A 20,103-nucleotide genomic window follows, 5' to 3' on the forward strand; every position below is an offset into this window, starting at 1 on the left:
GCCGAGCCGTCTCGACCGTTGTCTGGAGCGCCGTCATGACCGTTGGCACCTACCTGCAGGAATTCCACGGCCTGCCCGTGTTCGACTTCCCGGAGGCGGACGCGCGGGTCGAGCTGCCCGCGACGGAGACGGTCGCCTGGCGGATCTCCGCCCCGACGTACTCCGATCCCGGGGACGAGCTGTGGGGGCAGCGGTTCGAGCGCTTCCTGAAGACGGTCGACACGGCCCGGGTGCGCGCCCTGGTCGTCGGTGGCTGGGACGAGGCCTACGAGAACTCGTCCGCCGACATCGTGACCGCGCTGATCGGCGCCAACGACCGTTTGACGGCCCTGGAGGCGGTGTTCCTCGGTGACATGACCGGTGAGGACTGCGAGATCTCCTGGATCGTCCAGTCCGACGTGACGCCGCTCCTCGCCGCCTACCCGGCCCTCAGGGAGTTCGGGGTGCGCGGTGGCTCGGAGTTGGCGTTCCCCTCCCTGCGCCACACCGGTCTGGAGAGCCTGGTCGTGGAGACCGGCGGTCTGGGCGCCGAGGTGGTGCGCGGCATCGTGGGCAGTGACCTGCCCGCCCTGGAGAACCTCGAACTCTGGCTCGGCACCGACGAGTACGGCGGCGACAGCTCCCCGGAGGACCTGGCGCCGCTGCTGGCCGGCACGGCCTTCCCCGCGCTGCGCCGACTGGGCCTGCGCAACAGCGTGATCCAGGACGCCGTGGCCGCCGCCGTCGCGGGCGCGCCCGTCGCCGCCCGGCTCGAGCGGCTCGACCTGTCCATGGGCGTGCTCACCGACGAGGGCGCGGCGGCCCTCCTCGACGGGCAGCCGCTGACCCACCTCGCCCACCTCGACCTCTCCCACCACTACCTGTCGGAGGCGATGTGCGAGCGGGTCCGCGCCGCGCTCGTCCCGCACGGCGTGACCGTCGCACTCGACGACGCGCAGGTGGCGGAGGACGACGGCGACGGGGACGTCTGGCGCTACGTCGCGGTCGCCGAATGACCTGCGGCCCGCGTCTCGTGGTCGTCGGCGATCCGGCGGGCCGCCGCGTCGCGTTCTTCCAGGACGCGCTGCGGTCCGCCGGGCTGCCCGGGGCGCGGGCGGTGTCCTGGCCGGAGGTGCTCCGGGGCCGGGCACGGTTCGGCGGGGGCGAGACCGTGCGTCTGGACTCTCCCGGCGAGGATCCGGAGGCCGACCGGATGCTGCGCGGGGTCGACGATCCGGCCCGGGTCGAGGGCACGGGGCGCTGGTACGAGCGGTTCACCACCGCCGTGGCAGGGCTCGCCCGCTCCGTCGCGGAGGCGGGCGCCGTCCTGGTCGACGACCCCGACGAGCTCGCTGTCCTGTTCGACAAGAGGCTGAGCCACGGCCGGCTGCGGGCGGCCGGTGTCCCGGTGCCCGAGTCGCCGACCTCGGGTGCCGGCGCTCCACCGGTGCGCGGCTGGACCGATGTCAGGGCGCTGACCGCCGGGGCGGGGATGCGCAGGGTGTTCGTGAAGCCCGCGCACGGCTCCTCCGCCTCGGGGGTGCTGGCGGTGGAGACGAACGGCGCGGGCCGGGTCCAGGCCACCACCTCGGTGGAGCGTGCGGCCGACGGGCGGCTCTTCAACTCCCTGCGGGTACGGCGCTACACGAGCGAGCGGGAGGTCGCCGCGATCGTGGACACCCTCGCCCCCGACGGCCTGCACGTCGAGCGCTGGCTGCCGAAGGCCACCCAGGGCGGCCGGGCCGCCGATCTGCGGGTGGTCGTGATCGACGGGCGGGCCACGCACGCCGTGCTCCGCACCAGCCGTTCCCCCATGACCAATCTGCACCTGGGTGGCGCCCGGGGCGATCTCGACGCCGCACGGGCGGCGATCGCCGCGGCCGGGGGCCGCTGGGCGGAGGCGGTCGGGGTGTGCGAGCGGGCCGCCGCCGCCTTCCCCGGCACCCGGTGCGTGGGCGTCGACCTGCTGCCGGCGAGCGGCTGGCGCCGGTTCGCCGTGGGCGAGGTGAACGCCTTCGGCGATCTGCTACCCGGTCTCACGGGCCTGCCCGGCAGCGGCGCCGAGGGGCTCGACACGTACGGCGCCCAGATCGCCGCGCAGTTCGGGCGCGGCCACGACGGCGCCCGCGCCCCTGACCGTACGCACGACTCGCCCCGAGCCCACCGAGCCGCGCGGACCTCCCGAGCCACGCGCCCCACCCGCACCACCACAGGAACGAGCGCCACGTGAACCAGCCCGACATGAACGCGATCGTCGGCAGCCACGACCTGCTCCTGGTCACCCTCGACACCCTCCGGTACGACGTCGCGGCCGAGCTCGCGGCCGAGGGCCGCATCCCGAACCTGGCCCGTCACCTCCCCGGCGGCGTCTGGGAGCGGCGGCACGCCCCCGGGAACTTCACGTACGCCTCCCACCAGGCGATCTTCGCCGGATTCCTGCCGACCCCCGCGGCGCCCGGCCCCCATCCCCGGCTGTTCGCCGCCCGCTTCGCCGGCAGCGAGTCGACGGCCGACGGCACCTGGGTCCACGACACTCCTGACGTCGTGTCCGCGCTGGCGGCCGAGGGCTACCGGACGGTCTGCGTCGGCGGGGTGGGCTTCTTCAACAAGCAGCCGCCCCTCGGCTCCGTGCTCCCCGGCCTGTTCCAGGAGAGCCACTGGGAGCCTTCCTTCGGTGTCGCCTCCCCCAGCTCCTTCGAGTCACAGGTCGCGCGCGCCGAGGAGGTCGTCACCGGACTCCCGCGCGAGGAGCGCCTTTTCCTCTTCGTCAACGTGTCGGCGCTCCACCAGCCCAACTGGTTCCACCTGCCGGGCGCGACCCGCGAGGCCGGCGACTCCCGGGAGACCCACGCGGCGGCCCTGGAGTACGTCGACCGGCACATCGGGCGGCTCTTCGCCGCGATGAGCGGCCGCCGCCCCTGTTTCGCCATCGTCTGTTCCGACCACGGCACGGCGTACGGGGAGGACGGCTTCACCGGGCACCGGCTCGGCCACGAGGTCGTGTGGACCGTGCCGTACGCGCAGTTCGTGTTGCCCGGCCCCGAAGGCGAGGCGGCGGCATGAGCGACACCCCCCGCCCGTACCGGAGTTACGTCTACGCCTACCCGCACAAGACGGCATACCGCGCGCTCCCCGAGCGCCCGGAGCTCGCCGCCCTCTGGGCCGGGGAGCCGAAGGACGCGCTCTCCCTCTACGCGCACATACCGTTCTGCGAGGTCCGCTGCGGCTTCTGCAACCTGTTCACCCGGATCGGCGCCCCGGACGAGCTGACCACCCGTTACCTCGACGCCCTCGACCGCCAGGCCGCCGCCGTCCGCGAGGCCCTCGGGGACGGCTCGCCGGTGCGGTTCGCCACGGCCGCCTTCGGCGGCGGCACGCCCACCTTCCTCACCGCCGCCGAACTGGAGCGGCTCTGCGACATCGCCGAGAAGCGGATGGGCGTAGACCTGCGGGCGGTGCCGCTCTCCGTCGAGACCTCACCGGCGACCGCGACGGCCGACCGCCTCGCGCTCCTGGCGGAGCGGGGCGCGACCCGGCTCAGCATCGGCGTGCAGAGCTTCGTCGAGGCCGAGGCACGGGCGGCGGTCCGGCCGCAGCGCCGCGCGGACGTCGAGGCGGCGCTCGGCCGCATCCGGGACACCGGCGTGCCCGTCCTCAACATCGACCTGATCTACGGCATCGACGGGCAGACGGAGCGGTCCTGGCGGGTCTCGCTGGACGCGGCCCTCGCCTGGCGGCCCGAGGAGCTCTACCTCTATCCGCTGTACGTCCGGCCGCTCACCGGTCTGGGCCGGGTCCAGGACCCGTCGGCCGCCGACCGGGAGTGGGACGAGCAGCGGCTCCGCCTCTACCGCTCCGGCCGGGACCACCTCCTCGCGCGCGGCTACGAGCAGGTGTCGATGCGGATGTTCCGCCGGGCGGACGCCGGTCCCGCGGGGCCGGACGACTACGCCTGCCAGACGGACGGCATGATCGGCCTGGGCTGCGGCGCCCGCTCGTACACCTCGGCCCTGCACTACTCCTTCGACTACGCCGTCGACATGCGGGAGATCCGCTCGATCATCGACGCGTACGCCGGGACCGAGGACTTCTCCCGCGCCGAGGTGGGCCGGGCGGTGGACGCGGAGGAGGCCCGCCGCCGTCATCTCCTCCAGTCGCTGCTCCAGGCCGAGGGCATGCCGGTCGCCGGGTACGAGGAGCGGTTCGGCTCCTCGCCGTTCGCGGACTTCGGCGCGGAACTCACCCGGTTCGCGCGGTACGGCTGGCTGGACACGGACGCCCCGGAGGGGCTGCTGCGGCTGTCGCCCGAGGGGCTCGCGCACTCGGACGGGCTCGGGCCCGAGATCTTCTCCCCCGCCGTACGGGCCGCGATGGCCGCGTACGAGGCGAAGTAGGCGGCGGCCGTGGATCTCACCCTGCTCTACCGGGGCCCGCTCTCCTCCTGCGACTTCGACTGTCCGTACTGTCCCTTCGCCAAGCGCCGGGACAGCCGGGAGCAGCTGCGTGCCGACCGTGCGGCGCTGGAGCGGTTCACCGGCTGGGCCGCGGCGCAGACCGGGGACCGGCTGCGGATCCTCTTCACCCCGTGGGGCGAGGGTCTGGTCCGCTCCTGGTACCGGCGGGCGCTGGTCGAACTGTCCCGGCTGCCGCACGTCGAGCGGGTGGCGATCCAGACCAACCTGAGCTGCCGGGCCGAGTGGCTGGCGGATGCGGACCCGGAGAGCGTCGCGCTCTGGTGCACGTACCACCCGGGGCAGACGCCGCCCGAGCGTTTCCTCGCGAAGTGCCAGGAGCTCGCGCGGCGAAGGATCCGGTACAGCGTCGGGGTGGTCGGTCTGCCCGAGCACCGGGAGCACGCCCGCCGGCTGCGGGCCGCGCTGCCGGCGCACGTCTACCTCTGGGTGAACGCGGCCGAGGGGCACACGTACAGCGACGCGGAGGCCGAGGAGTGGACGGAGCTCGACCCGCTGTTCCCGTACAGCCGGCATCCGCACCGCTCGGCGGGGCTCCCCTGCCGCACCGGCGAGTCGGTGATCTCGGTGGACGGCGAGGGGACGGTACGGCGCTGCCACTTCGTCAGGGCGGAACTGGGGAACCTGTACGACGGTTCGTACCGCGCCGCCCTGCGTCCCCGCGCCTGCCCCCTCGCCGTCTGCGACTGCCACATCGGCTACGTCCACCTGGAGACGCTGCCGCTGTACGACGTGTTCGCCGGCGGGGTCCTGGAGCGGATCCCCGCCGCTGTGCCGCCTACAGGGGCATGAGGTCGGGGCGCTTGGCCGCGACGTGGTCGCCGGAGCTCTCGCCGCGCAGCCGGCGCCCGATCCAGGGCACGAGGTACTCCCTGGCCCAGTTGATGTCGTCGCGGCGCACCTCCAGGGTGCCGCGCTGCGGGACCGGCGGCCACGGCTGGTCCGGGTCGGCGGGCACCGGCAGGCCGAGGACCTGGGCGGCACGCAGGGCGACGCGGGTGTGTCCCTCGGCCGAGAGGTGCAGCCGGTCGCCGTCCCAGGCGCGGCGGTCCTGGACGGACTTCAGCGACCACAGGTCGAGGACCGGGCAGCCGTAGCGGTCGGCGATGGCCCGGACGTGGCCGTTGTAGGTGGCGATCTTGCCGCGCAGGTGCTTGAGGAGGGTCACCCCACGGGTGTCGAATCCGGTGGTCACCATGACGGTGCCGACGGCGGAGGTGAGGTCGGCGACGGCGCGTTCGAAGCGCTCGGCCACGTCGTCCGGGTCCGTTCCGGGGCGGATGATGTCGTTGCCGCCCGCACAGAAGGTCACCAGGTCGGGGGCGAGTTCCTTCGCCCGGGGGACCTGTTCCGCCACGATCTGGTCGAGAAGGCGCCCGCGTACGGCCAGGTTGGCGTAGCGGAAGGCGTCGTGCTCCGGCAGCTGGTCGGCGAGCAGGACCGCGAAACGGTCCGCCCAGCCCACGTACGTCCCGTCGGGCCCGGGGTCTCCGACGCCCTCGGTGAAGCTGTCACCGATCGCCGCGTACGACCCGAATACGTTCTTGTCTCTTGATCTCGAATCGTCTGCCACGGGAGCACATCCTTCCTCCTGGCCTGTGACTTACGCGACCGTAAGGAGGGGTTGACGGTGGGTGACATATGCCACCGATAAAGATTCCGCCAAGCCGGAATACGCCGGAGGCCCGGCACGTACGTGCCGGGCCTCCGGAAAAAGCGCTACTGACGTTCCGTCAGATGTTCACGCCGTGCTGGCGCAGGGTGGCCAGGGGGTCGATGTCCGAGCCGTACTCCGGCCCGGTGCGCATCTCGAAGTGCAGGTGCGGGCCGGTGACGTTGCCGGTCGCGCCGGAGAGGCCGATCTGCTGGCCGCCGCTGACGGCCTGGCCGGCGGAGACGGAGATCGAGGACAGGTGGGCGTACTGCGAGAAGGTGCCGTCGGCGTGCTGGATGACGACCTGGTTGCCGTACGCGCCGCCGTCGCCGGCGGAGTAGACGGTGCCGGGGCCGACCGCGACGACGGTGGTGCCGGTGGAGGCCATGAAGTCCACACCGGTGTGGTAGCCGGAGGACCACATGGAGCCCGCGGCGCGGTACGGGGTGGAGATGCCGCCGCTGACCGGGGCGACCCAGCCGGAGGAGGAGGTCGTACCGGCCGGCGAGGACTCCGCGGCGGACGACGCGGTGGTGGTGGCCTCGGCGGCGGCCGGGGCCGAGGGGCGCTCGCCGCCGCGGGAGGCGCGGGGGGTGTCGCCGTTCTTGCCGGAGCTCTGCGTGCTCTTGGGCGCGGCCTTCGGCGCGGCGGCCTTGGCGCTGTTCTTCGCGCCGAGGGTGAGCTTCATGCCGGGCAGGATGAGCGAGGGGTTCTCGCCGATGACCCGGCGGTTGTCCTCGTACAGCCGGTGCCAGCCGCCCGCGAGGTGGTGCTCGGCAGCGATCTTCGACAGGTAGTCGCCCCGGACGACGGAGTACGTCTTCGGCGCGGCCTTCGCGGTGGCGGGCGCCGCCTGGACGGCGGCGGCCTTCACCTGGGCGGGAGCGGCGGCCGGGGCGGCCTGCTCGGCGGCGTGGGCGCCGGTGGCTCCGAGGAGCGGGAGGGCGACGACGGCGCCTCCGGTGCCGGCTGCGGCGATGCCGCGGGTCAGGAGGTTGGACTTGGTGCGGCGGTGCTTACCCTTCGCGGGCATGGCGAATTCCTCTCCGGCGCCTGCGAGGTGAGCTGTCGGGTTCGGACTGGAGATGTCCGGTCGCGTGGACACGCGACTTCACCCCGAGCCGTCCTTCTTCGAGGGATCGGCGACTTACCTGGGTCCCCCGCTCCTGCCTTGTACGGGTGAGTGCGGATTCCGGTCGGTGGCAGGATTCGGCGGTCCGTCCGGATTGAGCGCGACGCTAGACGAGGGGGGTCGGCGCGAACAAGCCACAGTTTTCCCGCGCTCCCGGATGACGCGATATCCGGTCGGAATTCCGGTCACCCTCCGTGGAGGGCGGTCCCCGGATCCCCTTTTGCCGGGGGTATTTGGAAAAGACGATCAGGCACGGTCCGTCACGGTTATGACGCTGCTCACGCGTCGATCCCCATCTCCCCTGCAACCGGGGCGGGTTATCTCGAACTCCTCAATACGGACAGATCACCCATTCCCGTGCGAGGGGGTGTGTTCCAGGGGCCTCACCCGAGATGATTGCCCCAGGAACCGATCGACAGAACAGGAGCAGCCGTGACGCAGCAGCTGCCGCAGACCCCGCCCGCCGAAGCCGCCGAGCCCGAGCTGGCGGAGGTCCGCAACTTCCGGGACGTGGGCGGCCTGCCGACGACGGACGGGCGCGCCGTCCGTCCGGGCCGCCTCTTCCGCAGCGGCCATCTCGCCCACGCGACGGAGGACGACGCCGCCTTCCTCGCCTCGCTGGGCCTGCACACCGTCTTCGACTTCCGCAACGAGGCGGACCGGAGGGTCGAGGGTGCGGACGTCGAGCTGCCCGGCGTGCGGAACGTGAACATACCCCTCAACGACCCGGCCGACGGCAAGGAGTTCTGGAGGCTGGTGCGCGACGGCGAGACCGCGCAGCTGCGGGAGGTCCTCGGCGACGGCAAGGCGGCCGCCCGCATGTCCGCTTCGTACCGGAAGATGGTGGTGGAGCGGGCCGCGGAGCACAGCCTGATCCTCCACTCCATGGCGGAGGAGAGCGTCCCGGCCCTCATGCACTGCGCGGCTGGCAAGGACCGGGCCGGACTCGCCGTGGCGATCACCCTGCTCGCGGTCGGCGTCGAGCGGGACGCGATCGAGGCCGACTACGTGAAGTCCAACGAGCCGCACCGCCGTTACAAGGTGCGCCGCAGCTCCACCGCCCCGGACGCGATGTCGCCCGAGGTGATGGAGCTGCTCAGCCCGCTCTTCGACGCGCGGGTGGAGTATCTGCGCGCGGCCTTCGACACGATCGAGGCGACCTGGGGCTCGATGGACGCCTACTTCTCGGAGGGCCTGCGGCTGGCCCCGGAGACCCGCGAGCGCCTCCGCGAGCGGCTGCTCACCGAGGCGTGATCCCGGCCTACTGGTTCTGCCCGCCCAGCGTGAAGAGCAGGTAGAGGAAGCCGGCGAAGAGGTGGCCTGCGATCAGGTAGGCGAAGAGGCGGAGGACGAGGCCCTTGGGGAACTTGCCCTCACCCCGCTCCTCGCCGGTGACCGGTACGGACTTCTCGGACATGTCGGTCCTTTCCTGAGGAATCATCACGGAACGTCAGCGCCGGTGCGGGGTCCCGTCGCCGAGACACAGCTCGGCGGCGGGGCTCTGCATCAGGGTGTGGACGAAGAGCAGTTCGGCCCCGCCGGGGGTGTCGGCCCCGATCCGGTGCGGGGTGAGCGAGTCGAAGTGCGCGCTGTCCCCCGGATCGAGGACGTGGACGGCCCCGCCGAGCGCGAGCCGCACCCGCCCTTCCAGGACGTGGATCCACTCCTCGCCGGGGTGGACGCGCACGATGTCGGCCCGGGTGGCGTGCGGCACGTGGACGCGCAGGCACTGGAGGGCGCGCCCGGCCCCGCCGGCCTGGCGGTAGACCCAGCCGTCGGCCTCGACGGGTTCGGAGCGGTCGGCCCGGACGACGGGGTCGCGCTCGGGGGGCGCCTCGCCCAGGAGCTCGGAGACGGTCGTACCGTAGATACGGGCCAGGGCGAGCAGCATCGGCAGCGAGGGCTGCCGATTCCCCGTCTCCAGGCGCGAGAGGTGGGCCGGCGAGAGTCCGGCCCGCTGGGCGGCGGCCTCCAGGGTGAGGCCCCGGCGGCGGCGCAGCGCCCGCAGCTGGGGGGCGACGTCGGGCAGGCCGCCGGAGGTGGCGGGGTCCGGGGAGGCTTCCCCGGGGACGTGGTCCATGCGTCCATTCCGCCAGGATCGTGCCTCTGAGGCAAGTTTCTTGCCCCAGAGGCAAAACCCGGACGGAGCCGCCGGGTCAGCGTTGCGCGACCGCCTGCTTGACCAGCGTCTTCCCGAAGTCCCACATCAGCCCGCCGCCGCCGTGGGCGTCGTCCATGACCGCGGTGAAGGCCGTGACGAACCGGTCCACGTCCGCCTCGTCGATGATCAGCGGCGGGATCAGCTTGATCACCTCCAGATGGTCCCCGGAGACCTGGGTGAGGATGTGGTGCCGCTGGAGCAGCGGCACGACGACCATCTGGGCGAAGAGCCCCTTGCGGGCCGCCTGGAGCATCGTCCAGCGCCCGCGCAGTCCGAGCGAGGACGGCCGCCCGAACTCGATCCCGATCATCAGGCCGCGCCCGCGGATCTCGTGCAGCAGCTCGTACCGGGGGACGAGCTCCTTCAGACGGCCCGAGAGCAGCTCGCCGATCCGGCGGGCGTGCGCGACGGTGCCCTCGTCCTCCATGACCGAGAGCACGGCGAGCCCGGCGGCCATGGCCTGCGCGTTCGATCCGAAGCTCGCCGAGTGGACCAGCACGCGGTCCATCGACGAGTACACCTTCTTGAAGATCCAGTCCTTTCCGAGGGTGGCGCCGACCGGCACATAGCCGCCGGAGAGCGCCTTGGCGACGCAGACCAGGTCCGGCTCGACGCCCTCCTCGTGCTGGTAGGCGTAGAAGTCGCCGGTCCTGCCGAGGCCCGTCTGCACCTCGTCCGCGATGAGCAACGCGCCGTGCCGGTGCAGCAACTCCTGAGCGCCCCGGAGAAAGCCCGGCGGCGCCTCGTGGACGCCCTTGCCCTGGATGGGCTCGACGACGAAGGCGGCCACGTCACCCTTGCGCAGCTCCCGCTCCAGGGCGTCGAGGTCGCCGAGCGCGATCGCGGTGTCGGGCAGGAGCGGGGCGAATCCGTCCCGGAAGCCCTGCTCCCCGTTGACGGAGAGGGAGCCGGTGGTGAGCCCGTGGAAGGCGTGGGAGCAGTAGAGGACCCTCGGCCGCCCGGTGGCGTAACGGGCGAACTTGAGGGCGGTCTCCACGGCCTCGGTGCCGCTGTTGCCGAAGAAGACCCGGTCGAGGTGCGGGCTGTGGGTGAGCAGCCTCTCGGCGAGAAGGCCCGGCAGCGGCTGGCAGTCGAAGCGGGTGAGGTCGGCGAGCTGGGCGTCCAGGACGTCGTGGAGGGCCTTGCGGACGACGGGGTGGTGCCGTCCGAGACCCATCACGCCGAAGCCGGCGAGCATGTCGAGGTGGTCGACGCCGTCGGCGTCCCAGAAGTGGGCGCCCTCGGCCCGCTCGTAGACCTTGTCGAAGCCGATGGTGTGCAGCATGCGCGGCAGCTGGTGGTTGAGGTACCTGGCGTGCAGCTCGTACCGCTCGCCGCCGCGCTCGGAGAGCAGCGCCCGCAGGTCGAACCCGCCGGTCATGACTTGTCGGTTCCGGAGACCGTCTCCCGGATCGCCCGCAGGGACTCCTTGAGGGAGCCCATGGTGGCGAGGACGGCGGTGGGCTCGTAGCCGCAGTGCGCCATGCAGTTGGCGCAGCGCGGGTCCTTGCCGCGGCCGTACTTGTCCCAGTCGGTGTCCTCGACGAGCTCGCGGTACGTGGGGACGTATCCGTCGCTCATCAGATAGCAGGGGCGCTGCCAGCCGAAGAGCGAGTAGTTGGGAATGGCCCAGGCGGTGCAGGGGAAGTCCGCCTTTCCTTCCAGGAAGTCCAGGAAGAGCGGCGAGTGGTTGAGCCGCCAGCGGCGCCGGTTCCCGCCGGCGAAGGCCTTCTTGAAGAGTTCGCGGGTCTGCTCGACGCCGAGGAAGTGTTCCTGGTCGGGGGCCTTCTCGTAGGCGTAGGCGGGCGAGATCATCATTTCGTCGACCTGGAGGTCGTCGTTGAGGAAATTGAGCACCTCGATGATGGTCTGCGGGGTGTCGGTGTTGAAGAAAGTCGAATTGGTGGTGACCCGGAAGCCGCGCCGCTTGGCCTCCTTGATGGCAGCCACCGCCTCGTCGAACACGCCTTCCTTGGCGACGGACTCGTCGTGCCGCTCGCGCAGCCCGTCGATGTGGACGGCGAAGGCGAAGTACGGGGAGGGGGTGAACTTCTCCAGCTTCTTGCGCAGCAGCAGCGCGTTGGTGCAGAGGAAGACGTACTTCCGACGCGCGACCAACTGACGCACGATCTCGTCGATCTGAGGATGCATCAGAGGCTCGCCGCCCGCGATGGACACCATGGGGGCGCCGGACTCCAGGACGGCGCCGACCGCCTGGGCGACCGGCATGCGCTGCTTGAGGACACCCGCCGGGTGCTGGATCTTTCCGCAGCCCTCGCACTTGAGGTTGCAGGCGTAGAGCGGCTCCAGCTCGACGATCAGCGGGAACTTGTCCCGCTTGCGGAGCTTCTGTTCGAAGAGGTAGGTCCCGACCCGGATGGACTGACGGAGCGGCATGGCCATAACTCGCTCACCTCCTGGGGAGCAGCAAAGAACGGTGCCATTCGAAGAACGCGGGAAGGACGGCACGAAGAACACGGAAGGCCGATATTCCCCCGCGCACCGTGCCGATCCGGACCAGTTCGTGTTCCGGGGCGTCCACGACCACCCGGACGGCCGCAACGGGGCGGGCGTCCGGCCCGTCCCCGAACCCTCCGGCGGCCCTGGCGGTACGGAGCGAGGCGGCGGACTCCATGTCGACGGCGATCGCACCGCCGGCCCGCAGGGCGGCCCGCTCGGGGCCGCGCACCACGTGGTCGGAGCCGATCAGCGGCCCGGTGTGGACGGCGCGCCCGGGCACCGCCTTGACCAGTGCCTTCACCAGAAGGTCGGTCCCTGTGCACAGGGTCGTACCGTCGGGGGCGCGGGTCTCCCCGGCGACGATGAGGTCCCCCGGGTGCATGCCCGGGGCGAGGCCGGCGCAGAAGCCGGAGGCGATCACCGCGGCGTCCCGCCACTGCTCCTCGGCGAGCACTCGTGATACGGCCCGGCCCGCCCGCTCCGGCCCCATGCCGGTGCGCAGCACGGTCACCGGGCCGGGTGCGCCGCCCCGGTCGCCGCCGCGCAGGGCGAACCGCTCGATGCCGAGCGCGCAGGCGACCAGCAGCGCCGGGCCGGCGCCCGGGGCGGGCTCGCGACCCATCAGCCCTCCTCGCGCGGCGCGGGATCCCCGTACACATAGCGCCCGAGCGCCGTGAGCGGGAAGACCTGCCGGTAGAGGTGGTAGTTGATGGAGAAGTCCCAGGGGAAGCCGGTGCCGGTGAAGTAGGGCTCGTCCCAGGAGCCGTCCTCCCGCTGGGTCGCGGTCAGCCAGGCGACGCCCCGCCGGACGGCCTCGGAGTCCCGCTCGCCGGCGGCGAGGAGCGCGATCAGCGCCCAGGCGGTCTGGGAGGCGGTCGAGGGACCGCGCCCCACCCACTCCTCCTCCTTGTACGAGCGGAGGTCCTCGCCCCAGCCCCCGTCGTCGTTCTGCACGGACGCGAGCCAGTCGACGGCCCGGCGGATCGCCGGGTGGGAGCCGGGCAGTCCCGCGGCGACCAGCGCGGGGACCACCGAGCCCGTGCCGTACACGTGGTTGACGCCCCAGCGGCCGAACCAGGCGCCGTTGGGCTCCTGTTGGGCGAGCAGCCACGCGATGCCCCGGCGGGCGCGCGGGTCCTGGGCCATGCCCTCGTACGCGAGCATCTCGACCACGTGGGCGGTGACGTCGGCGGACGGCGGGTCGATCACCTCGCCGAAGTCGCAGAACGGCAGCTTGTTGGGGAAGCCGCTGGTGTTGTCGGCGTCGAAGGCCGCCCAGGCGCCGTTGCGGGACTGCATGCCGAGCGTCCAGCGGGCGCCCCGGGCGATGGCCGCCTCGACCCGGGCCGGGTCGGGGTGCCGGACGCGGCGCAGGGCGAGCAGGACCTCGGCGGTGTCGTCGATGTCGGGGTAGTTGTCGTTGTGGAACTCGAACGCCCATCCCCCCGGCGGGAGTCCGGGCCGGCGCACCGCCCAGTCGCCGGTGCGGGTGATCTCCTCGTCGAGCATCCAGTCCACGGCCTTCACGAGCGCCGGGTGGTCGGGGCGGAGTCCCGCGTCGGCGAGCGCGATGGTGGCGAGGCAGGTGTCCCAGACGGGCGACTGGCAGGCCTCGATCATCCGGGAGCCGTCCTCGCGCCAGACGGCGAACCGGTCGAGCGATTCCAGGCCGGCCCGCATGACCGGGTGCTGGAGGTCGTAGCCGAGGAGGTGGAGGGCGATGACCGAGTAGACGGCGGGGGGCTGGATGCCGCCCCAGCAGCCGTCGTTCTCCTGGCGCTCCACGATCCACCGGGCGGCGATGTTCATGGCCGTCGCGCGCACCCCGCGCGGGGCGAAGCGGTGGTAGACGTGCAGGGCCTTGTCGAGCCGCTGGAAGATCCCGTCCCAGCCGGTGGCCGGGGCGAGCGGACGGGGCGGGTGCGGCCGCGCCGGATCGGTGTGCAGCTCGTCCAGCGGGAAGGGCGCGGGCCGGACCGGCCGCTTCGCGGAGACCACGGTGAGGGGCACGATCGTCTGCCGGGCCCAGCAGCCGAAGTCGTAGATGTTCAGCGGGAACCACTTCGGCAGGAAGAGCAGTTCCGGCGGCAGTTCGGGCAGGTCGTCCCAGCGCCACCAGCCGAAGAGGGCCAGCCAGATCCGGGTGAAGACCCGGGCGGCCGCGATCCCGCCCCGGGCGCGGACCCAGGCGGAGGCGCGGGCCATGTGCGGGGCGTCGGGCGGGTCTCCGGCGAGCCGCAGGGCCACATAGGCCTCGACGGTGGCGGAGAGCTCGCCGGGTCCGCCGTAGAAGGTGGCCCAGGCGCCGTCCGGGCCCTGCCCGCGGCGGATGTGGAGGGCGGCGGCACGGGTGGTGTCGGCGTCGAGGATGCCCAGGAACTGGCGGAGTAGCAGGTCCTCGGCGTCCATGGTGACGTTGGTCTCCAGGTCGCCCTTCCACCAGCCCGCCGGGTCCTGCCGGGCGAGCAGGTGCTCGACGGCCCGTTCGGCGGCCCGCGCGGCGGCGCCGTCGAGGCCGGACGCGAAGGCGTCGGTGTCGTTCGTCTTGCTGGCCGCGGCTGCCCGGGGGCTCACGGCCCCGGCGCTTCCGTCGGTCGTCGCTGTCATGGCTTCCCCTTTGCGCAGTCGGTTCCTTCTGCTCCTGCGGGTCTGCCGTCGGCCGGCGCCGGATGGCACCGGCCGGCGACCGCGAACTCATATCAGGGTGATGGTGATCATCTCTTCCGTACGACGACGAAGTCGGCCAGTGCGGTGAGCTGGTCCCGCACCAGGGCGGGCATGTCCACCTCGTTGAGGGCCGCGATCGCGACGGCGTGCTGGCGGCGGGCCTCCTGGGAGGTCCACTCGCGTCCTCCGGCTTCCTCGATGAGGGCCGCGCGGGTGGCGAACTCCTCCTCGGAGAAGGTGTCGAAGTCGTTGGACTTGACGTCGGCGGCGAGCAGTTCACCGAGCCGCTCGGAGGCCGGGCCGCCCGCGGCGAGCGCGGCGACGACCGGGAGGGACTTCTTGCGCTGGCGCAGGTCGCTCCAGGTCTGCTTGCCGGTGGCCTCCGGGTCGCCCCAGATGCCGAGCAGGTCGTCCACGGCCTGGAAGGCGAGGCCGAGGTGGTAGCCGTACTCCTCCAGCTTGTCTGCCGTGCGGTCGTCGGCCCCGCCGAGGACGGCGCCGATGGAGACGGCGCAGGCGAGGAGGGCGCCCGTCTTGTTGCCCTCCATCTCCAGGCACTCCTCGACGGTGACCCGCTCGCGGTGCTCGTAGGAGATGTCCTGGGCCTGCCCGTCGATGAGCTTGCGACTGGCCGTGGTCAGCCGGCGGGTGGCCCGGCCGGCCTCCACCGTGCCGAGCTCCAGCAGGATCTCGTTGGCGAGGGCGAAGAGGGCGTCGCCGACGAGGATCGCCTGGGCGGGGCCGTGCACCTTCCACACCGTGTCGCGGTGGCGGCGCTGCTCGTCGCCGTCCATCAGGTCGTCGTGGAGCAGCGAGAAGTTGTGCACGAGTTCCACGGCGACGGCGCCGGGGATCCCGACCTCGGGCGCGGCGCCCGCGGCCTCGGCCGACAGCAGGGCGAGCGCGGGGCGGACGGCCTTGCCGCCGTCGCCGTCGGCGGCCCTGCCCTGGGCATCGATCCAGCCGAAGTGGTAGGCGGCCACGGTGTCCATGGGCGGCGCGAGGCGGTCGACGGCCGCCCGCAGTACGGGGGTGGACAGGGTCCGCCCCCGCTCCAGCAGTGCGGACACGTCCGCGGTGTCGACGGCCGGATTTCCCGGCGGCGCTGTCGGCACGGTCTCTCCTCTTGTTCCGGTACTCACACTCATACCGCTTCCTGCAGCGGATGGTCATGGCGGCGGCCGAGGGCGGAGAGCGCGGCACCCGCGGCGCTGAATCCGCTGCGGACGGCACCCTCCATGGTCGCGGGCCAGCCGGTGGCGGTCCAGGCCCCGGCCAGATACAGCCCCGGGGCCCGGGTGCGGGCTCCGGGCCGGAGCCGGCCGACGCCCGGGGCGGGTGCGAACGTGGCCGTCCGTTCCCTGGTGACGAAGAAGTCGCGGATCCCGGCGCCGCGGGCGGCGGGCAGGAGCCGCTCCAGCTCGGGGAGGTACTTCGCGCGCAGGGCGGCGACGGGTTCGTCGATCTCGTCCTGGGCGGCGGACTGGGAGACGGCGAGGTACTGGCCGCCGCCGGTGAGTCCAGAGGAGTCGGTGCGGTCGAAGACCCACTGCACCGGGGAGCCCAGCGTGGTGAAGAAGGGCCGCTTGAGCACCTTGCGGTCGTAGACGACGTGCAGGTTGAGGATGGGGGCGGTGTCGATGTCGAGGAGCCGGTCGGGATCGTCGAGGGCGCCCTCGGGCAGCAGGCCGTGGGTCTCGTGCTGCGGGACGGCGAGGACGACGGCGTCGGCCTCGATCCGCTCTCCCGGTACGTCGACGGCCCAGCGCCCCCCGTCGGTACGGGTGATCCGCTCGGCCTTGGTACGGAGCAGGGTACGGACGCCGAGGGCGTCGAGCTCCTTCGCGGCCCGGGTGTCGTGGAGTTCGCCGAGCGGGACGTGCGCCCAGCCGATGTCGGCGGCGCCGGGCTCGGACAGGAGCCCGGTCTTGAAGACCATCGCCGCCAGGCCCATGGAGGCCTGCGGCGCGGGGGCGTTGAGGGTGGGGATGCCGACGAGGTCCCAGAGCGCCTCGACGGTCCGCGGGGACTGTCCGTGCCGGCCGAGCCAGGTGGCGAAGTCGATGCCGTCCAGCGCGGGGTCGGCGGGGTCGAGCTTCTTGAGGGCGAGCGCGGCCCGGCCGACGGAGGCCCGCTCGGCGAGGGAGAGGTGCGGGTAGGTGGCGAGGCTGCGCACGAGGTGCAGCGGTACGGGCAGGTCGTCGCGGCGGATCCGGCCGAGCCGGGGGCCGCGGGGGTGCCCGACGTCGAGGACGGGGACGTCGAGGCGGTCCTGGAGGGGGGCCAGGCGGGCGCCGTCGACCCGGTCGAGGAACCAGCGGTAGGCGGTGCAGCAGCGCAGGTAGACGTGCTGGCCGTTGTCGACGGTGAGGTCGCCCCGGCGGAAGGAGAAGGCGAGGCCACCGAGCCGGGGCCGGCCTTCGAGCAGGGTGACGTGGACGCCGCTCTCCGCGAGCTGGAGGGCGGCGGTGATCCCGGCGAGCCCGCCGCCGACGACGACGGCACGGGGCCGGGGGTCGCCGCCGGTCAGGACCGCCCCGGGGCCGGGCGCGGCCGGCGGGGTGTTCCGCTCGGTTCCTTCGTGGTTCACGCGGCCTCCGTTCGGGTCGTCGCGGTCGGATTCTGGGGCGCCTCGGGCAGGGACGCGTGGGCGGCGCCCGGGGTTGCCCGGCCGCCGGGGGCGCGGGGACTCATCAGCCCAGCCCCCGGGTGCGCCGGGCGATGTGGCGGGTGTCGAGGCCGGAGAGCCCGCGCACCGCGACGTACGCCTTCTCGCGGCCCGGCAGCGAGACGCGGCCGCGGAGCACGGCCCCGGGGTCGCGCTCGATCCGGTCGAGGAGGCGGCGGTAGATGCCGGCCATGGCGGCGACGCAGGCGCCGCTGCGCCGGTCGAGCATGGGCAGGAGCCGGTAGCCCTCGGCGAACAGGGCGCGGGCGCGCCGCACTTCGAAGTGGACGAGCCCGTCGAAGTCGGCCCCGGGGGCGGGCGTGACGCCGTCGAAGCCGTCGCCGCAGCCGAACTTGGCGAGGTCGTCGGCAGGCAGGTAGGTCCGCCCGTTCCCGGCGTCCTCGCGTACGTCCCTGAGGATGTTGGTGAGTTGGAGCGCGAGGCCCAGGGTGTCGGCGTACTCGGCCGCCCGGTCGGCGCCGTGGGCGCCCGGCTGGGTGCCGAAGACGCCGAGGGAGAGGCGACCGATCGCGCCGGCGACGCAGCGGCAGTAGACCTTGAGGTCGTCCCAGGTCTCGTAGGTCGCGCCGCGCACGTCCATGAGGACGCCGTCGATGAGCTCGTCGAGTCCGTCGAGCGGGATCGGGAAGCGGTGGGCCGAGTCGGCGAGGGCGACGGCGACGGGGTCGGTGTCGTCCTCCTCGACCAGCCCCTTGCGGACCCGGTCGAGGACGTCGCGGGTGGCTTCGAGCCGCTCCCGCTTCTCCTCGGGCGCGAGCGTGCCGTCGCCGATGTCGTCCACGCGCCGCGAGAAGGCGTACAGCGCGGACATCGCCTGCCGCTTCTCGGCCGGCAGCAGCCGGATCCCGTAGGCGAAGTTACGGGCCTGCTGTCCGGTGACCGCCTCGCAGTAGCTGTAGGCGGCCTGGACCGGTGCGGACGGCTGGTGCTGTGCCTCCACGGTCACGCTCACCCCTCTTTCCGCGCCCGGAGCAGAACCGCTCCCGCCTGGCGCATCAGGCTCGGCTTGGTGGCCTTCGGTGGGCCGGTCAGCACGTCGTACCCGGCGTCGGTGATCGCGTCGAGCGCCGCGAGTCCGCCGGCGGTGAATCCGGCGAGGAGGAGGCGGAGCCGGCCGTGGACGCTGCCGACGAGTGGGGCGCCCGCGTGCAGGAGCGTGCGGGCCCGCTCGGCCTCGAAGGCGATCAGGGCCCGCACGGAGGCGCCGGCGGTGGGCGCGGCGAGGTCGTCCTCGGTGACGTGGAAGCGCTTCAGGTCCTCGGCGGGCAGGTAGATCCGGTCGCGGGCGAGGTCCTCGGCGACGTCCTGGAGGTGCTCGACGATCTGGAGGGCGGTGCAGATCTCGTCGGAGCGCCGGATCCGCTCGGGGGTCTCGGTGCCGGTGATCGCGAGGACGAGCCGGCCGACGGGGTTGGCGGAGAGCTCGCAGTACGCGAGGAGGTCGTCGTACGTCTCGTAGCGGCGGACCTGCTGGTCCTGCCGGTTGGCCGCGACGAGTCCGAGGAAGGGCTCGGGGGTGAGCCCGCACCGGCGGACGGTCGGCTGGAGGGCCCGCAGCAGGGGGTGGTGCGGGGTGGAGTCGAAGACCCGGTGGAGGTCGGTCTCGAAGGCGTCGAGGAGGACGAGCCGGTCCTCCGCGGCCGCCGGGTCGAGGCCGAGGTGGCGGGCGTCGGCGCCGCCGGGGGCGAGGTCGCCGTCGCCGATGTCGTCGACGAGCCGGGCGAAGCCGTAGACGGCCATGAGGTCGTCGCGCCAGGCACGGGGCAGGAAGAAGGGGGCCACGGGGAAGTTCTCGTCCGCGGCCTTGCCGAGTGTGGCGCGTGAGGAGGCGTCGGGGCGCGCCTGCCGGGTATCCGTCACTGGGCGCTTCCCGACGGGGGGACGGCGACACCCTCGTGGAGCTGGAGATTCTGCGTCATGGCCGTCACGACTCCCGTTCTACACTGCCGATCCAATCCATCCTATTTCGGACACGCCGCCGACCCCTGCCGTAGGGCCGCCGCCCGGGGCCCGATGGCCGCGGGGTATCGCCCTACTTGCCGCGAAACAGACCGGTCCAGCTTACGTCGTAGGACGACTGTCGCCGTTCCGGGGTGGCGGGCGTCGCGAACCTCACCCGTACGAGGTGTCAATCCGCCCGCACCGCAAGGAAGTTCGGGTTCAGCCGACGGCCGCGCCGGAGACCACCATGGCGAGGGTCGCCTCGACGACGACGCTCCTGCCCTGCGCGGAGAGGCGGCGGAGCGGCCCGTCGACCAGCAGGAGTGACAGGCCGTGCACGGCCGACCACGCGGCGGCGCCGGTGGCGGGGCGGGCGCCCGGACGGGCGGTGCCCGGCCGGGCGAGCGCTTCGAGCGCCTCCCTGAGCAGGGTGAACGCGCGGATCTCCGGCTCGGCGGTCGGCCGTTCGGGCGCGGGCTCGGCCACCCCGGCGGGACGGGGGACGCAGAACGCGGCCCGGTAGAGGCCGGGCTGCTCAACGGCGAAGCCGACGTACCCCCGGCAGAGGGCGGCGACGCGGCGCTCGGCCGCGAGGACGGGGTCGTCGGCGCCCGGCTCGCGGGCGGCGGCCCGCTCCATGGAGGCGGCGAGTTCCCGCCGGGCGTGGCTCCGGACGGCGCGGAGGAGTTCGCAACGTCCTTCGAAGTGCCGGTAGGCGGCGGTGGGCGAGACGCCCACCCGGCGGGCCGCCTCGCGCAGGACGACCCGCTCGGGGCCGCCGTCGGCGGCGAGGTCGACGGCCGCGCAGATCAGCGCGTTGCGCAGATCGCCGTGGTGGTAGGTCTTTCCCGCCGAGGTCGCTGCCATGGGCTCATCCTGCCCGAAGTTAACCGCATGAACATTCCAGGTGGAGGAGCGACGCGCGGGAAAGGGGGCCGGCGCGAAGCG

19 protein-coding genes and 1 riboswitch are annotated in these 20,103 nt (G+C 73.0%); of the genes, 6 read left to right on the plus strand and 13 right to left on the minus strand.

Translation table 11 applies throughout. The features are described 5' to 3' along the window. The first annotated feature begins 35 nt into the window (after positions 1 to 35). Genes ACZ51I_RS09295 through ACZ51I_RS09315 form a run of 5 tightly spaced genes read left to right on the plus strand, consistent with a single transcriptional unit; the run spans position 36 to position 5,243 of the window. Complete coding sequence (locus tag ACZ51I_RS09295) at positions 36 to 995, plus strand: STM4015 family protein (protein ID WP_468873065.1); 960 nt, start codon at positions 36 to 38, stop codon at positions 993 to 995. Then, positions 992 to 2,209, plus strand: coding sequence for an STM4014 family protein (locus tag ACZ51I_RS09300; RefSeq protein WP_468873067.1), 1,218 nt, complete (start codon positions 992 to 994; stop codon positions 2,207 to 2,209). Before ACZ51I_RS09295 ends, ACZ51I_RS09300 begins: the two co-directional genes overlap by 4 nt. An 11-nt stretch (positions 2,210 to 2,220) precedes the next feature. Then, a complete protein-coding gene (locus ACZ51I_RS09305) occupies positions 2,221 to 3,042 on the plus strand; it encodes an STM4013/SEN3800 family hydrolase (RefSeq protein ID WP_468873816.1) in 822 nt (273 codons plus the stop codon). After that, the gene (locus tag ACZ51I_RS09310) at positions 3,039 to 4,373 is read left to right on the plus strand and encodes an STM4012 family radical SAM protein (RefSeq protein ID WP_468873069.1); all 1,335 of its coding nucleotides are present in this window, start codon (positions 3,039 to 3,041) and stop codon (positions 4,371 to 4,373) included. Before ACZ51I_RS09305 ends, ACZ51I_RS09310 begins: the two co-directional genes overlap by 4 nt. A gap of 9 nt (positions 4,374 to 4,382) precedes the next feature. Further along, positions 4,383 to 5,243: an STM4011 family radical SAM protein gene (locus ACZ51I_RS09315; protein ID WP_468873071.1), complete on the plus strand. Its 861-nt coding sequence runs from the start codon at positions 4,383 to 4,385 to the stop codon at positions 5,241 to 5,243. Here ACZ51I_RS09315 and ACZ51I_RS09320 read toward each other — a convergent pair. Next, positions 5,230 to 6,024: an SGNH/GDSL hydrolase family protein gene (locus tag ACZ51I_RS09320; protein ID WP_468873073.1), complete on the minus strand. Its 795-nt coding sequence runs from the start codon at positions 6,022 to 6,024 to the stop codon at positions 5,230 to 5,232. The genes ACZ51I_RS09315 and ACZ51I_RS09320 overlap by 14 nt on opposite strands. 160 nt (positions 6,025 to 6,184) lie before the next feature. Further along, positions 6,185 to 7,138, minus strand: a complete 954-nt coding sequence (locus ACZ51I_RS09325) for a M23 family metallopeptidase (protein WP_468873075.1) — start codon at positions 7,136 to 7,138, stop codon at positions 6,185 to 6,187. 2 nt (positions 7,139 to 7,140) lie between these two features. Further along, a riboswitch (cyclic di-AMP (ydaO/yuaA leader) is annotated at positions 7,141 to 7,297 on the minus strand. 372 nt (positions 7,298 to 7,669) lie between these two features. Here ACZ51I_RS09325 and ACZ51I_RS09330 point away from each other — a divergent pair. After that, entirely contained in the window at positions 7,670 to 8,491 is an 822-nt protein-coding gene (locus ACZ51I_RS09330; RefSeq protein ID WP_468873077.1) for a tyrosine-protein phosphatase, read from the plus strand. 7 nt (positions 8,492 to 8,498) lie between these two features. Here the strand turns inward: ACZ51I_RS09330 and ACZ51I_RS09335 are convergent, their stop codons facing one another. From ACZ51I_RS09335 to ACZ51I_RS09385, 11 genes are all read right to left on the minus strand, one after another. After that, positions 8,499 to 8,654: a DUF6126 family protein gene (locus ACZ51I_RS09335; protein ID WP_468873079.1), complete on the minus strand. Its 156-nt coding sequence runs from the start codon at positions 8,652 to 8,654 to the stop codon at positions 8,499 to 8,501. Between the two features lie 33 nt (positions 8,655 to 8,687). Then, positions 8,688 to 9,317 carry a helix-turn-helix domain-containing protein gene (locus ACZ51I_RS09340; protein WP_468873081.1) on the minus strand — a complete coding sequence of 210 codons (630 nt, stop codon included), beginning with the start codon at positions 9,315 to 9,317 and terminating at the stop codon, positions 8,688 to 8,690. A 76-nt stretch (positions 9,318 to 9,393) separates the two neighbouring features. Beyond that, positions 9,394 to 10,779: an aspartate aminotransferase family protein gene (locus ACZ51I_RS09345; RefSeq protein WP_468873083.1), complete on the minus strand. Its 1,386-nt coding sequence runs from the start codon at positions 10,777 to 10,779 to the stop codon at positions 9,394 to 9,396. Next, positions 10,776 to 11,801, minus strand: coding sequence for an adenosyl-hopene transferase HpnH (gene hpnH / locus ACZ51I_RS09350; RefSeq protein ID WP_468873086.1), 1,026 nt, complete (start codon positions 11,799 to 11,801; stop codon positions 10,776 to 10,778). Before hpnH ends, ACZ51I_RS09345 begins: the two co-directional genes overlap by 4 nt. Before the next feature lie 7 nt (positions 11,802 to 11,808). Next, entirely contained in the window at positions 11,809 to 12,480 is a 672-nt protein-coding gene (locus tag ACZ51I_RS09355; protein WP_468873088.1) for a phosphorylase family protein, read from the minus strand. After that, positions 12,480 to 14,465 carry a squalene--hopene cyclase gene (gene shc, locus ACZ51I_RS09360; RefSeq protein ID WP_468873090.1) on the minus strand — a complete coding sequence of 662 codons (1,986 nt, stop codon included), beginning with the start codon at positions 14,463 to 14,465 and terminating at the stop codon, positions 12,480 to 12,482. The genes ACZ51I_RS09355 and shc overlap by 1 nt, the downstream gene beginning before the upstream one ends. A gap of 107 nt (positions 14,466 to 14,572) precedes the next feature. After that, positions 14,573 to 15,673, minus strand: a complete 1,101-nt coding sequence (locus ACZ51I_RS09365; protein ID WP_468873092.1) for a polyprenyl synthetase family protein — start codon at positions 15,671 to 15,673, stop codon at positions 14,573 to 14,575. Continuing rightward, entirely contained in the window at positions 15,670 to 17,055 is a 1,386-nt protein-coding gene (gene hpnE, locus ACZ51I_RS09370) for a hydroxysqualene dehydroxylase HpnE (protein WP_468873819.1), read from the minus strand. The genes ACZ51I_RS09365 and hpnE overlap by 4 nt, the downstream gene beginning before the upstream one ends. Positions 17,056 to 17,218: 163 nt before the next feature. Beyond that, entirely contained in the window at positions 17,219 to 18,166 is a 948-nt protein-coding gene (gene hpnD / locus ACZ51I_RS09375; RefSeq protein WP_468873094.1) for a presqualene diphosphate synthase HpnD, read from the minus strand. After that, positions 18,163 to 19,074, minus strand: coding sequence for a squalene synthase HpnC (gene hpnC, locus ACZ51I_RS09380; protein WP_468873097.1), 912 nt, complete (start codon positions 19,072 to 19,074; stop codon positions 18,163 to 18,165). The genes hpnD and hpnC overlap by 4 nt, the downstream gene beginning before the upstream one ends. Before the next feature lie 300 nt (positions 19,075 to 19,374). Continuing rightward, on the minus strand, positions 19,375 to 20,022 hold the full coding sequence (locus tag ACZ51I_RS09385) for a TetR/AcrR family transcriptional regulator (RefSeq protein WP_468873099.1): 648 nt from the start codon (positions 20,020 to 20,022) through the stop codon (positions 19,375 to 19,377). Between the last annotated feature and the right edge of the window lie 81 nt (positions 20,023 to 20,103).

Source organism: Streptomyces sp. NPDC034084 (genome assembly GCF_055575535.1).

Bases quoted from the DNA above. Each gene is read 5' to 3' on its own strand.
- ACZ51I_RS09295 (WP_468873065.1), top strand. From the start codon at position 36: ATGACCGTTGGCACCTACCTGCAGGAATTCCACGGCCTGCCCGTGTTC.
- ACZ51I_RS09300 (WP_468873067.1), top strand. From the start codon at position 992: ATGACCTGCGGCCCGCGTCTCGTGGTCGTCGGCGATCCGGCGGGCCGC.
- ACZ51I_RS09305 (WP_468873816.1), top strand. From the start codon at position 2,221: ATGAACGCGATCGTCGGCAGCCACGACCTGCTCCTGGTCACCCTCGAC.
- ACZ51I_RS09310 (WP_468873069.1), top strand. From the start codon at position 3,039: ATGAGCGACACCCCCCGCCCGTACCGGAGTTACGTCTACGCCTACCCG.
- ACZ51I_RS09325 (WP_468873075.1), bottom strand. From the start codon at position 7,138: ATGCCCGCGAAGGGTAAGCACCGCCGCACCAAGTCCAACCTCCTGACC.
- ACZ51I_RS09335 (WP_468873079.1), bottom strand. From the start codon at position 8,654: ATGTCCGAGAAGTCCGTACCGGTCACCGGCGAGGAGCGGGGTGAGGGC.
- ACZ51I_RS09340 (WP_468873081.1), bottom strand. From the start codon at position 9,317: ATGGACCACGTCCCCGGGGAAGCCTCCCCGGACCCCGCCACCTCCGGC.
- ACZ51I_RS09345 (WP_468873083.1), bottom strand. From the start codon at position 10,779: ATGACCGGCGGGTTCGACCTGCGGGCGCTGCTCTCCGAGCGCGGCGGC.
- hpnH (WP_468873086.1), bottom strand. From the start codon at position 11,801: ATGGCCATGCCGCTCCGTCAGTCCATCCGGGTCGGGACCTACCTCTTC.
- ACZ51I_RS09355 (WP_468873088.1), bottom strand. From the start codon at position 12,480: ATGGGTCGCGAGCCCGCCCCGGGCGCCGGCCCGGCGCTGCTGGTCGCC.
- shc (WP_468873090.1), bottom strand. From the start codon at position 14,465: ATGACAGCGACGACCGACGGAAGCGCCGGGGCCGTGAGCCCCCGGGCA.
- ACZ51I_RS09365 (WP_468873092.1), bottom strand. From the start codon at position 15,673: ATGAGTGTGAGTACCGGAACAAGAGGAGAGACCGTGCCGACAGCGCCG.
- ACZ51I_RS09385 (WP_468873099.1), bottom strand. From the start codon at position 20,022: ATGGCAGCGACCTCGGCGGGAAAGACCTACCACCACGGCGATCTGCGC.